The sequence below is a fragment of the Endozoicomonas sp. 8E genome, assembly GCF_032883915.1.
In the GTDB taxonomy this organism is placed as follows: Bacteria; Pseudomonadota; Gammaproteobacteria; order Pseudomonadales; family Endozoicomonadaceae; genus Endozoicomonas_A.
Map to the genome: position 1 here is coordinate 2,314,376 of NZ_CP120717.1, position 14,665 is coordinate 2,329,040.

The following is a 14,665-nucleotide window of genomic DNA, read 5'->3' on the forward strand; positions in this document are numbered from 1 at the left end:
ATTATTGCCCTGTTGCTACTCGTAGAAGGCTCCAAGAGTGTAGAAGTAAGGAATACTTTCTGCATGGGAGAATGACCATTTGGGCAAATTTTCCCTGAAGTATTTCTCCCAGCCATTCTCAAACAGTTTCATGGTGCGATCCCGGCGTTCGCGGAACTGCAGGTAATTTTCGTGTCGCGTCCAGCCATACAGAGTGTTGTTTGCTTTAACACGGTTTGCATAGTCTGTATCGGTTTCATCGAAGCTTTGCGGCCTGGCAATAGCCGTACGTTTCAGATACTCATCGTCCGTTTCTCCCAAGCCTGTCCAGCGATTAATCTTGTCAAGACTACGTCCAAGAGGTCCACCCAGCCATTGAGTGAGCATCTTGTTGTCGTTCATAAAGAAGTCGAAAGTGAGGCTTGACGCCAGCGCGAATCCGAAGGTTTGGGCATAGGTAAATCCTGATAAAAGACCATGAGCGTATGTTCCGACAGTGGCTACCGGACCCAATACGAGACCGGCTGTGGCCGAGGCCAGTATTTTCACTTTTTGTGGTGTCACCCTGTGCAGCAGCGGTATCTGAACTCCCTGTCCGGAACCCATGGATTTCATTATTTCCGGCACCATACGGGAAATACTGCGATACCTCTGCGGGTTGGCGTTGTACTGTCTGGTAAACAGCGCAGAGCCGGTTTTCAACAGAATGACTGAGGACGCAGCTTTGCCCAATGGCATGGCCAGCCCGCCCACTTCAGAGATTTGTTCAATTCCACTGTGACAGGCATATTGGCTGGCACGGTCAAGATCAATACCATAACGTTCCAGCCAGTGCTGGAAAGGTGTCAGCATCCGGTGCAGGTAATCAGCCCTGTTGGTCAGATCCAGAAGATAGAGGAACGACATGTTTGAGAGAGACAGTTCGGCAGCCTGCAGGGTGGTGTGGGTCGCCAGCAGGGGTTTGTAGCTGGAGTAGTACCAGGTTACAGCCTGTAACAGGAAGGCTGAGGGTTTGATCCAGTAATCCAGCAGCTGTCGTTCAACCGCTGCGGCATGGGCCTGTATCAATGTGCCATGGATAATCTTGATGAAGTCTGATTCAGAGAGTCCGGCAACATTGGCATAAGGTGTCAGGGTATCCTGAACATGGGTCAGGAATGTTGCCGTCCTGCGGCCATTGTCAAAAGCAATATCATCAAGAACATAGTTGGCGATGACCGCAGCTGCGTACTCTTTCATGCCGGTAACAGACGCTTTCATACCTGCCTGCCTGTTTCTCAAGGCATTAATCCGTTGTTTATTGGTGTCAGAAACGTCTGATTTAAGTCCCACAGACTCTTCAGCAGCTGCTTTTTCAGGGTCTGTAATGGTTATCTGAAGGTGTCGTTGGACTAGAGCTTCCTGCTGTTCGAGGTGTTTCAGAATAGCCTTATGACGAGCCTCCGGGGCAGCTTCTTCGTCAGAGGTCAGGCCGAGCTCACTTTCCATGTTGTCCAGTCTCTGCGGAGCCTCCCCGTCGTCCAGTTCCATCTTATGCCTTATATGCTGTTGGACAGACTGGAAGCGGGCGACAAGATCATTCTCATTGTCCGCAGTAATACCGAACAGGTCTTCAAGGCCTTCCAGTTTTGCAGTGATAATTTCATAGTCAGGCTGTTCTGTTGCAGCAAGGGTTGTGGCCGACGCCCGCTTGATTTCCTGAATTTTCTTGCTGATGAGTCTGACTTGTTCTCTGGGCAGAAGGTTAGCCCAGTTATCAATACCAAGCTCTTCTGCCGTTACGCGAAGTAATTCTCTGTTCAGATTCTTGAGTTTGGTCTTTTTTGCCCGTTGCTGCTCCAGGTTGTTGTGTAACTCAAGCAGCTGTCTGGCCATGTCAATCATGACTTTGGAAGTAAACTCTTCGTCTTTTCCGGAATCGATTTGTGCTTCGTTGATATCGCCGATGACGGGTATCACTTTGCGAATATTCTGAAAAAACTGTGGGTTCTTCAGAAGATTTCCAAGTACGGGTTTGAAGTCAAAGTGTTTTGCGAGCTGCTTATACATTCGGGTTGGTGTGATGACTAATGAAGCGACTCTGATGTGTTCCAGTGTGAACTCAAATTCACTTCTTCCATATGGCTCATCCGGAGCAGCCAGTGCCAATGCCTGCTGCAGGGATTCGTAGTAGGCAAGCGAACGCGCCGCCAGTTTATCTTCGTGTGCAAGCATCGTCGGTTGAACTTTGTTAACGCCAGCATCGTGCCGCGCAACAAACTCCTCCAGCAGCGCCATCTGCCTGCTTCGAATGACGAACTCGTAGCTTTTGATCTTACTGCTTTGAAGCTCTGTGATCACTGCAGGGGCGGGGTTATTCCCCCCAGCTTGCACCCAGAGTTTATAGAGGTTTTCTACAAAAGCGACATCATGGGGATTCGTCATCTGACCATGAAAAACAATCTCCTCCCCCGGAGCTTCTGTTATTTCCAACTTTGGATAACCCGCAGGCACAGGATAAACCTGCGTGTCATCCTCGACATGCACAACATAGCCGACGGGTTTGTTGAGTGCCAATAGTTCGTTAAGCGCCTGCTGTTGTAAATCCTCTCCCAGGATATGAACCTGGATGTAGGCAGAGGCAGCCGCCGCCAGAAGAGCCTCATCATTAACAAAGAGTGATTGACCCAGACGGTGCAGCTCAGGGGGCTGGTCGCCGGAAGCGATAAGGCGCATGAAAGTGCGTCCATCCACTGCAACTTTTTCGACTTCAATGGTGGCAAGGGCAAGATAGTGATCACTTGAGCCGAGGATTCCTGCTCTGGTACTGACAGCTTCCAACATATCAGCCAGTTGCAGGGGGGTGGCGATTTTCGTTAAGGGTTCAAGTGATGGATTGAGATCTAAAAGTTCACGAATAAATTCAATTGAATCCTGCCTGGTCATTCCGCCTCTGACTTCAATGACCAGCTCCTCTTCTGCAAGGTTATGGGTGAACCTGAAGATCCCCTCACCATCTACCTTAAGGACTTTGGTATATTTCTGAGCAACGTCATTCTCGCCTGTTTCATACTGATCAACACTGGAAACGCCATCATTACCGATACCATAAAGAGCTTCTGTAAAACTTATACCAATAGTGGGAAGAGAATAGTCGTCATTTTCTGAAGGCGCATAAGGGTAGGTGGTGGTAAAAGATTTGGGTATCGGTTGCTGGTCATCACCCAGCGTTGGCTGAACCATGACCTCACTACGGGTATACTGAGAACCTCCATTGTCCAAAAGCCAGGCAGATTTTGTCTGCAGTTTGCGAGCGGCCAGTGCCTCTGTATTAATGATGCAAGAGCTGATTGCAACGGCCACTGCAAGGCTTAATACATTCTGACGGGTACTGCTCATTCTACCACCTTGGAGCTGAGTATTTTTATCAGCGGATCTTTCCTACTTGGCCCACTTCTCATCCGTTTCAAGCCGATCACCTGAGGCGGCAGTTCGAAAGCTTGATTGACGGGCATTTCTCTTCTCAGGAACAGGCACTTTTTTATTATTGCCCTGTTGCCACTTGTAGAAGGCTCCAAAAGTGTAGAAGTAAGGAATACTTTGTGCATGGGAGAATGACCATTTGGGTAAATTTTGCCTGAAGTATTTCTCCCAGCCATTCCCAAACAGTTTCATGGTGCGATCCCGGCGTTCGCGCAAATGCAGAAAATTTTCCTGTCGTGTCCAGCCATAAAGGGTGTTGTTTGCTTTAACGCGGTTGGCATAGGCTTTATCGGTTTCATCGAAGCGTTGAGGTGTGGCTATAGACGTACGTTTCGCATATTCATCTGTCGTTTCACCCACACCTGTCCAGCGATTAATCTTGTCAAGACTGCGGCCCAGAGGACCACCCAGCCATTGAGTGAGCATCTTGTTGTCATTCATAAAGAAGTCGAAAGTGAGACTCGACGCCAGAGCGAATCCGAAGGTTTGGGCATAGGTAAACCCTGATATAAGGCCATGGGCGTATGCCCCGACAGTGGCTACCGGGCCCAGTACCAGGCCGGTTGTGGCCGAGGCCAGGGTTTTTACTTTTTGAGGTGTCATCCTGTGCAGCAGCGGTATCTGAACTCCCTGGCCGGAACCCATGGATTTCACTATTTCCGGGACCAGACGGGAAGCGCTGCGATACATCTGCGGGTTGGCGTTATACTGTCTGGCAAAGAGCATGGAGCCGGTTTTCAGCAGAATGACTGAAGACGCGGCCTTGCCCAATGGCATGGCCAGCCCGCCCACTTCAGAGATTTGTTCGATTCTGCTGTGGCAGGCATATTGCCCGGTTCGGTCAGGATCAACACCTAAGCGTTCCAGCCAGTGCTGGAAAGGTGTCAGCACCCGGTGCAGGTAATCACCCCTGTTGGTCAGATCCAGAAAATAGAGGAACGACATGTTTAACAGGGACAGCGCGGTAGCCTGCCCGGCGGTATGGGTCGTCAGCAGGGGCTTGTAGCTGGAGAAGTACCAGGTGACAGCCTGTACCAGAAAGGCTGAAGGTTTGATCCAGTAATCCAGTAGCTGTCGTTCAACCGCAGCGGCATGGGCCTGCATTAATGTGCCATGAACAGCCTCAATCAGTTCTGATTCAGAGAGTCCGGCAGCATGGGCATAAGGTGTCAGGGCACCCTGAACATGGGTCAGGAATGCGGCTGTCCTGCGGCCATTGTCAAAGGCAATATCATCAAGAAGGTAGTTGGCGATGACCGCAGCTGCGTAGTCTTTCATGCCGGTAACAGACTCTTTTATACCTGCCGGGCCTGAGGCGGTAACGGGCACAGGAGTAAAGGCACTCTGCATGAATTCATCAGCACCCTTATCGGACAGCATCTGGACAACCTTCCTGAACTCAGGCAACTTGACGCCGTGTTTGTAGCCAAGGAAGTGTTCAAACTCAGCCACTGTCTGATAACCGTTGACACTTCTGACGGCTTTTATATAGTTCTCAAGTTCAACCTTGCTGATCAGGCCTTCACGCAGCAGACTTATGATCTTGTTACCACTGGCAGAATGGGTAGCGAAGTATTCCGGGAAGCTTTTCAGGTACCCCGATTGATGCCTGATGAAGTGAACGGCTGCTTTGCCCATGCTGCGAATTTCGTCGTCGTATTCCAGAGCCCCTTTTTGCATTTCATGCCTGGCCCTGCGAACAAGCCTGTAGACTTCTTTCAGGTCATTCCCGGGCAGATCTCCAACAGGCTGCAAAGAAGATTCCGGGAAGGCCTCCTTCAGGCTCTTGAAAACTTCCACAATCCCACTGGCCTGTTTAAACGTCAGTTTGTCTCCAACCAGTGCCTGCATGTGAATCGGTGCAAATTCATCGTCAAAATCGAAAGTCGGAAGGTGTGGTATTTTCTTACCGCTTTCTACTCCTAACTGTGCCAGACCCATTGTCGTTTCCAGAGCTTGCTTTTTGAGAGCGTGCTGTTCTGCGAAAGTGTCCATAGCGGTCCGAACTTTTACCTGTCCCGGTGAATACTGGAAGGGACCTCCGTCATTTTCGACGGCCTGCTCTGCAGTCTTCAGGACTTCTTTCAATCTCTCAATGTCTGCTTTTCTGATTTCAATTTCATCTTCCAGATGGGCCTGTTCCTGAACCAGATGCCGGATCTTGCCGACAGTACCATCATCCCCGCCCGTGACTTGAGTGGACTTTTTCCCGGTTAAAAGCTGTTCATCCTCAACTTCATGGGATTCGCTCCGACCATCGGCATTTGCGTAGTCTTGATTGCTACGAAGTGTATTCAGTCTGCGATGAAAAACTTCCAGCTCACTTTCAGCTTCTGCTAATAACCACCTGGCTCTGGCTGCATCACGGTCAAGCAGGTATCGTGGTTTAGTTCCCAGGCGAGCGATTTGCCTGTCAAGCTCATTATCAATGGCTGCAATACGCTCATTAACGTCAGGCTGACCCGCTTTGAAAACTTCTTCATCCAGCTGTTGGAGTTTTGCAGCAACCGATCTCTTGATTTCAAGAATTTTCTCTCTGATGGCACTGGCTTGTTTATCCAGGGGCCGGGTATCGTCCCGGTTATCAATACCAGGCTCTGCTGTCACTTGAGTGTTGATATTTGCTCTTTTTTCTGCTTCGGCATCACGAACGTTTTTGTTCATCGTTGGAGGTTGTTGTTGACTGATCTGAGTCAATTGCAGAAAAAGTTGCTCCAGAATGATCTTTTGACGGGCTTCGGGGTCATCATTGCTATTCGTAACCAAACCGAGTTGACCTTCAACGAAAGCCAGTTGATTCAGGAATATCTCACTGGACTGATCTGCCTGCTGCTGCAGATGATTCAGAATGGACTGAGAGCGGCCACCCAGATTGTTTTCATTGTCCGGAACAATGCCGAGCTGGCCTTCAATCGCTGCCAGTGTTGCTTTCATATCCTGTTCCCGGGGCAGTCCTGATGCAACATAGGCTGTGGCTGTCGATTGGCCGGTTTCATGAATTTTGTTTTCCAGAAGTCCGGCTTGTTCTTCTGGTGTCAGAGTATCGTCCCAGCCATCAATACCAAGCTTTGCTGCCGAATGGGCGCTGCGAACTTTTGCCAGATCTGCCAGGGCATCACTGACTTGTTTTTGCAGCTCAGGGATTCGTTTGAAATCATGCCGAAGCTGATCAATTATGTTTTTCGTCGTCACGAACTCTTGACGAAGCTCTTTAGACACATGCTCAAATGTCTGTTCGGATTGCTTCAGTTTCAGTTTATCCTTATCACTGGCAATGGCCATTGCCGTCAGCCTGTCTTCTAATTTTTTGACCGCCAGGGTGAGTTCGGTGCTACTTGCCTTCAGCTTTTCCTGCGTAGTTACTATCTCAAGCAACTGTCCGCCAAGGTTGACCACGACTTTAGAGGAAAAGGAAGAAAACTTTGTGTCTTTGGCATCAACAAAGAGATTCATCACTCTGTTGGCAAAAGATATAAAGTTGTGCAAATTCTGAAAAAAATTATAGTTAGTCAGAAGATTTTTAAGTACGGGTTTGAAGCTGAAGTTTTTTATGAGTTGCAACTGCATCCAGATTGGCGTGATGACCGATGTAGCGATTCTGATGTATGCTGTTGTGAACTCAAATTCATCGGTTCCATCCGGAGCAGCAGCGGTTAGAGCCTGCTGAAAAGCTTCATAGTAGGCAAGTCTGGACAGTTTATCTTCGTTAAGTTTGGCATCGTGCTGTGCAGTCAAATCAGCAGCAAACTCTTCCAGCAGCGCCATTTGCCTGCTTCTAATGACGTGCATGTAGCTTCTGATGCTGGCTTTTTTAACCTCGGCAGTGAGTTCTAGAAACTGATAATCTTCCCAGTGGGGAAGCTGGCTTTCCACAAAAGCGATATCGGTCGGATTCTGTTTCTGACCACGGAAAACAACCACCTCCTCCGAAGCCTGATCCACTTCCAGCCTTGGATAACCAGCAGGCACAGGATAAGCCTCTGTGTGATCCTCGGGGTGTACAACATAGCCGACGGGTTTATGGTACGACAACAGTTTGTCGAGAGCTTCCTGTTGTATATCTTCCCCCAGAACATGAACCTGGGCGTAGGCAGAGGTGGCAGCTGCCAGAAGAGCCTCATCGTTAATAAAGAGCGATTGACCCAGGCGCTGTATTTCAGGGGGCTGATCGCCCGAAACAATATGACGCATAAAGGAGCGCCCGTTCACGGCAACTTTGTCTACTTCAATAGTGGCAAGGGCAACATAGTGATCAGCTTCGCCAAGACTTCCTGCTCTTTCGTTGGCACCTCTGAGCACTCCGGTCAGTTGTTCGCGATTGGCAATTTTTGTTAAGGGTTCTAATGGTTGAATGTCACCTGATTGAGCACGAACAGCCGCAATTGAATTCTGATCGGTCATTCCTTTTCTGACTTCAATGACCAGTTCGTCCCCTGCAAGGTTGTGGGTGAACCTGAAGACACCCTCATTGCCGACCTTGAGCACTTTAGTGTACTTCTGGGCAACGTCATTCTCGTCGGTTTCAAACAGATCAACACTGGCAACGCCACCCTCGATGCCAGAGAGAACGTCTGTGAAGCCTTCAGAAGGAACGTCATAACCTGCTCTGACTTCAGTTTGATCAGGGTAGGTAGTGGTAAAGGATTTCGGGATTGGCTGCTGGTCACGACCTAAAGTTGGCTGAACCATGACCTCACTTTGGGTAAACTCCACCTGCTCCTTGCCCTGAATATCGACAGACTTCATTTGCAACCTGCGATCGGCCAGCGTCTGTGTAGCAATAATGGAGGAGCTGATCGCAACGGCCACTACAAGGCTTAATGCATCGGGGCGGGCATTTGTCATTCTACTACCTCAAAGTCGTGTACTTTTATTACCGTGAAAAATGATTGCAACGACAGGCGAGGAAGCAGCTTTTAGTTAGGGTAGTTTGCCGGGGCTGCAGGTAGAAAGTTTGATTGAGAGGCATTTTTATTATCATGACCGTGAACTTTCTGATCATCGCCCTTTTGCCGTTCGTAGAAGGCTCCAAGAGTGTAGAAGTAAGGAACACTTTCTGCATGGGAGAACGACCATTTAGGCACATTTTCCCTGAAGTATTTCTCCCAGCCATTCTCGAATAGCTTCATGGTGTGATCGCGGCGTTCTCGGAACTGCAGGTAATTTTCGTGTCGGGTCCAGCCATGCATCCTGTCACTGGCTTTAACTCGGTTTGCATACTCTTCATCGGTTTCCCTGAAGCCTTGAGGCGAAGCAATAGCCGTACGTTTCACATATTGATCCCGGGTTTCACCCACGCCTATCCAGCGATTAATCCTGTCAAGGCTTCGGCCCAGAGGTCCACCCAGCCATTGAGTGAGCATCTTGTTGTCGTTCATAAAGAAGTCAAAAGTGAGGCTAGACGTCAAGGCAAGTCCGAACGTCTGAGCGCAGGTAAACCCGGATATAAGACCATGGGCGTATGCTCCGGAAGTGGCAATCGGGCCCAGTACGAGGCCGGCTGTAGCAGAAGCCAGCGTTTTCACTTTTTGTGGTGTCACCCGGTTCAGCAGTGGCACCTGAACCCCTTGTCCGGAACCCATGGATTTCACTATTTCGGGCACCAGACGGGAAATACTGCGATAGCTGTGGGGGTTGGCATAGTGCTGTCTGGCAAACAGCATGGAACCGGTTCTTAACAGAATGGCTGAAGAAGCGGTCTTGCCCAGTGGCATGGCCAGCCCGCCTACTTCAGAGATTTTTTCAATTCCGCTGTGGTAGTTGTATTGGCCGCTTCGGTCAAGATCGACACCATAACGTTGCAACCAGTGCTGGAAAGGTGTGAGCATTCTGTGGGTGTAATCACCTCTGTTGGTCAGATCCAGCAAATAGAGGAACGACATGTTTGAGAGGGACAGCCCGGCAGCCTGCCAGCCGGTACGGGTCATCAATAGAGGTTTGTAGCTGGAGTAGTACCAGGTCACAGCCTGTACCAGAAAGGCTGAAGGTTTGACCCAGTAATCACTTAACTGATGCTCAACCGCTGCGGCATGGGCCTGCATTAATGTGTCATGGATAGCTTTGATCAGGTCTGATTCTGACAGGCCGGCAGCAGCGGCATAAGGTGTCAGGGTATCTTGAATATTGGCCAGAAACGCTGCTGTCCTGCGGCCATTTTCAAAGGCAATATCGTCAAGAACATAGTTGGCGATGATAGCAACTGCGTACTCTTTCATGCCGGCAACAGACACTTTCATACCTGCCGGGCCGGCTGCAGTCACGGTGACAGTATTAAAGGCACATTGCATGAATTCCTCAGCACCCTTGTCGGACAGCATCTGGACAACCTTCCTGAACTCAGGCACCTTGATACCCTGTTTGTAGCCAAGTAAGTGCTCAAATTCATCCACTGTATGGTAATCGTCGACCCCTCTGACGGCCTTTATGTAGTTCTCGAGTTCGTCCTTGCTGATCAGACCTTCACGCACTAGTGCTATGAACCTGTTACCACTGGCAGAACGGGCAGCGAAGTATTCCGAGAAACTTTTCAGGCTCCCCGGTTCATGCTCGACAAAGTGAATGGCTCTTTTGCTCATACCATGAATTTCGTCGTCGTATTGTTGAGCCCCTCTTCCCATCTCATTTCTGGCCCTGAGCACAAGTCTGTAGATTTCTTCCAGGACGTTCAGGGGCTGATCTTCTGACGCCTTGAAACCGGGTTCCGGGAAGCTCGTCTTCAGCCTTCTGAAGATTTCCACAATCCGACTGGCCTGATCAAAAGCCAGATTGTCTCCAACCATCGCCCGCAAACGAATGGGTGCCAATTCATCATCAAAATCGAAAGTCGTAATCCAGTGCATTGTCTTACTGCTTTCTACTGCTAATTCTGCCAGACCCATTGCGGCATTCAGTGCTTGTTGTTTCAGAGAGTGCTGCTGTGTGAAAGTATCCATAGTGGCCCGAGCTTTTGCCTGTTCCGGCGTGTACTGGAAGGGACCACCGTCATTTTCGGCAGCTTTCCTTGCGGCCTTCAGGACTTGCTTCATCCTCTTAATATCTGCTTCTCTGGCATCAATCTCAGCTCCCAGACGGGCCTGTTGAATCAATTGCCAGATCTTGCCGCCAGTACCATTATCACCGCCCAGTTTTACCCGTTTTTTTCTCAGGGCATTAATCCGGTCTTCATAGCTGTCAGATGTCTCTGGTTTGAGGCCTGCGGCTTCTTCAGTGGTATCAAGAGCCGTTCTATGATAATCCCTCAGAGCGTTTTCTGCTTTTGAGACAGCTTCACTTTTCTGCTTAAGAACCAGGTCCGGCAGATCGACGCCTCCAACATCGATCATCTTTTGTCTTTCTCGGTCCAGATCCTCTTGTGCCTTCGTCTCTTCAAGCCGGGCATTGGTGACTTCCATACTTCTCCTGTCGTGCTCATGCAGGAATTCCGTGACCTGAGTGTATTTTTTTCTGGTTAAAGACAGTTCATCCTCGACTTCATTGGTTTTGTCCCGGGCAAGAGCATTCGCATAGGCTGCAATGGCAATATAGTAATCATCGTCTTCCAGTAAACCGAGGTCACTTTTTATCCGAATGTTATGAGTTTTTGCGGCAGCTTGCAGTTTATCAAAGATTTCATTTCGTCTGTTTGCGCCTTCTCCCCGCAGGAAGTGTCTAATGTCGTCTATCCGCTCTCGAATGGTTTGCTCGCCATCTGCAGGCAGACCTAATTCGATCTGAATTTGTTTTATTGCCTGAATGAGAGGCTTTGCGTCTTCATTCGCGATAGCAAGGTCGAGTTCAGGACGAGTCAGAATTACCACTTTTTTTCGACAAAGAGCGCTCAGTTTGCTGCGAACGCCTGCCAGCACTCTTTCAGCTTGTTCTAATACCCTTCTGGCATTGGCAACATTACGATCAAGAACGTATCGGGGTTCAGGTCCCAGACGAGCCATTAGCTTGTCAAGCTCAACTTCAATGGCTTCAATACGCTCATCAACGTCAGGCTGGCCTGCATTGAAAACTTCGTTATCCAGCTGTTGGAGTTTTGCTGCAATCAGATTTTTCTGGTCGTCTATAGGGGTGTCTTCTTTATAATCCTTAATATCGAGTTGATGAGCCATTTCATTGTTTATGGCTCTTTTGATGCCTTCATCACAGACATTGTGTAGCTCATCCATTAATGACTGAATTTTGGTTCTTAGAGCATCCTTCTGATTTGACAGGTTATCATCCTCTGCAAATGCTACATTCAGGTCTTTGGCCAGTTTAGCAGTGAAAGCCCTGCCTCTTTTTTTGGCGGCAACGCTTTTATGAGGATGAATACCCAGCTCGAACTCTATAGCATTAAGCAGATTTATCTGATTTTCTTTGGCTTGTTCATCCAGGTACAAATCCTCAACATTATAGTTAAGACTCGCATGAAGCATCTTTAGTTTGAGGCCTCTATCGTCCAGGGTTGTCCTGGCTTCTTTCCAGAGGGATTGATGTATCTGATCCAGAGTCGATTCCGGGATATCATCGTCGTCAATGACTGTAAGAATCCAGGCAAGTCTTGTTGCTTTGTCATCCTCTCCATTGAACCTGATGTTGAGTATTTCTTCTATTGCTTCCAGCAGTTCTTGTTGTTGTTCTGTGGCTCGCTGATCCGGGCCCGATTCTCCGAATTTGTAGCGAAGATGTGCAATAAGCTTCATGAATTTGAGATCCTTCTCGTCCATAGCTTCGCTTTGATAGGTCCAGAGGGTATTATCTATCTCATCCAGGAGGCCATCGGAGAGATTATCGTCGTCAAGTATTCCAAGAATCCTGGTGAGTCTTGTTATTTTGTCATCCTCTTCACTGATGTTAATGTTGAGTGTTTCTTCTGTGACTTTCAGAAGGTCCAGAGCCGCTTCCTCTAACCGCTGTCTGGCGTTTCTGATGAAAGCATGCATGTCTTCAGAAATCTCCTGGCGACGGAGATAAGCATCGTTGTTTTCATCAAGGTCACTCATCTCAAGGGCTTTTTCCACGTCACTCAGTGTCTCAAGTACCTCCGGCATGGCTTTGGGGTGGCCTGGTGTTCTGATGTCATCCAGCTCTGTTTCCAGCTCTGCAAGTCTGAAGAGCCTGGTATGTAACGTTGATTCCAGGGCGAAGCGGTCTTCTGGTGTGTTCTCTTCACTCGGTTCAATACCAAGAGCCGCTGTCAGAACAGCTTTTGTGGCTCTGATGAAAGAACCCTCTGTTGCGAGCCTGGCCTCTTTTGTCTTCAGCTTTTCCAGCTCGCTTTCCATCTCAAGCAGCTCCCCGGCAAAATCGCCAATGAACCTGGAGGCAAATCTACCGCCTTTGTCAAAAGAATTGCTAGACGGATCATTACAAAAATAATTGCTATAGATTTTGTTGAAAGCGGGCATAACTTCGTGAGTATCCTGAACAAAATGCTGACTGGTCAGAAAATTTCTAAGCGCAGGTTTGAAGCTGAAGTGTTTAACGAATTGAATATGCATCCAGGTTGGCAAGATGTACAGTGAAGTGAATCCGACGTGTGGTATTGTTAATTCAAATTCATCTGCTGCAACTGAAGTAGCACTGGTCAGTGCCTGCTGAAGATTTTCGAAGAATGCAAGTGTCCCCAGTTTTTCATCGTATTCTTGACTCAAGCCAACTCCGGCATTGCGCCGTTCAGCAAACTCTTCCAGCATTGCCATCTGTCTGCTTCGAATAACGTACTGGTAACTTTTGGCCTTGTCTTTTATAACCCGTGCTGTTGTTTGAGGAGTGGGGGCCTTGCAGCCAGATTTATCCCAGATGTAATGGAGAGCTTCCACAAAAGCGACATCTGCCGGATTTTGCTTCTGACCACGAAAAACAATAATTGCCCCCGGAGTCTCACTTACTTCCAGTTTTGGATAACCAGCAGGCACAGGATAAAGCTGTGTCTCATCCTCGACGTGAACAACATAGCCGACGGGCTTCTGGTATGACAACAGAGCGTCCAGAGTATTCTGGTGTAATTCATTCCCAAGAACATGAACCTGGATATAAGCAGAGGTGGTAGCTGCTAAAAGCGCTTCATCATTGACAAAGAGCGATTGGCCCAGACGCTGCAGTTTGGGAAGCTGATTGCCGCCGGCGATAAGACGCATGAAGGTACGCCCGTTCACTTCAACTTCGCCTACTTCAATAGTGACGAGGTCACTATAGTTATCAGCTTCGCCAAGGTTTCCCGCTCTTTCATGTGCACCTCTCAGCACTCCGGCCAGTTGTTCGGGACTGGCGATTTTTGTTAAGGGTTCTAATTGCAGGTTGTCGCCTAATTGAGCACGAACCGCCACAATTGAATCCTGGTCGGTCATTCCTTTTCTGACTTCAATGATCAGTTTCTTTTCTGCAAGATTATGGGTGATCCTGAAGACCTCCTCATCAGAGACCTTCAGGACTTTGGTGTACTTCTGAGCAACGTCATTCTCGCCTGTTTCAAACAGATCAACACTGGAAACGCCACCATCAATACCAGAAAAAACGTCCGTGAAGCCTTCAGAGGGAACGTCATAACCCTCTCTGGCCCGAGTCTGATCAGGGTAGGTGGTTGTGAAGGATTTGGGTATTGGCTGCTGGTCATGACCTAAAGTTGGCTGAATCATGACCTCACTCTGGATAAACTCCACATGTCCATTGCTCAGAATATCGACAGATCTTGTCTGCAGTCTGCGATCAGCCACTGCGTCTGTAGTAATGATGGAAGAGCTGATTACAACGGCTACTGCAAGGCTTATTGCGTTGGGGCGGACATTTGTCATTCTACTACCTCAGCGCCGGTTACTTTTATTACCGGTAAAAGTATTTGCAACACTAGCAGCCTGTCGGACTTAAGCGTCCGTAGCGAGGATTGCAAGAAATTGAGGATAAAAATCTCTGTTTCTGAGGAGAATAGCGAGCTATTTGACGAAGAAACAGGGATTTTTAGACCAATTTATTGCAACCGCACGACTGCATGGATGCAGGAGCTAGAGCAACGCAGGAGCAGTTGCCGACGACTGCATGGATGCAGGAGCTAGAGCAACGCAGGAGCAGTTGCCGTGTAGGACAGTCTTAAGTCCGACAGGCTGCTAGGAGCCTGACCGAGAATAGACTGCCCTACTGCGGCGGCAGCAAATTGGTCTGAAAATCCGCTTTTGTTCGTCAAATAGCTCGCTATTCTCCTTACAAAACCGAATTTTCATCCTCAATTTTCTGCCGTCCTCGCTACGGGCGCTATTCTCGG

General features: G+C 48.7%; 3 protein-coding genes. All 3 read right to left on the minus strand.

Annotated elements, in window-relative coordinates:
• Positions 1–15 precede the first annotated feature (15 nt).
• Complete coding sequence (locus tag P6910_RS08070) at positions 16–3,357, minus strand: hypothetical protein (protein ID WP_317145757.1); 3,342 nt, start codon at positions 3,355–3,357, stop codon at positions 16–18.
• Between the two features lie 42 nt (positions 3,358–3,399).
• Complete coding sequence (locus P6910_RS08075) at positions 3,400–8,286, minus strand: hypothetical protein (RefSeq protein ID WP_317145758.1); 4,887 nt, start codon at positions 8,284–8,286, stop codon at positions 3,400–3,402.
• A gap of 71 nt (positions 8,287–8,357) precedes the next feature.
• Complete coding sequence (locus P6910_RS08080) at positions 8,358–14,201, minus strand: hypothetical protein (protein WP_317145759.1); 5,844 nt, start codon at positions 14,199–14,201, stop codon at positions 8,358–8,360.
• Positions 14,202–14,665: the final 464 nt, after the last annotated feature.

Bases quoted from the DNA above. Each gene is read 5' to 3' on its own strand.
- P6910_RS08070 (WP_317145757.1), bottom strand. From the start codon at position 3,357: ATGAGCAGTACCCGTCAGAATGTATTAAGCCTTGCAGTGGCCGTTGCA.
- P6910_RS08075 (WP_317145758.1), bottom strand. From the start codon at position 8,286: ATGACAAATGCCCGCCCCGATGCATTAAGCCTTGTAGTGGCCGTTGCG.
- P6910_RS08080 (WP_317145759.1), bottom strand. From the start codon at position 14,201: ATGACAAATGTCCGCCCCAACGCAATAAGCCTTGCAGTAGCCGTTGTA.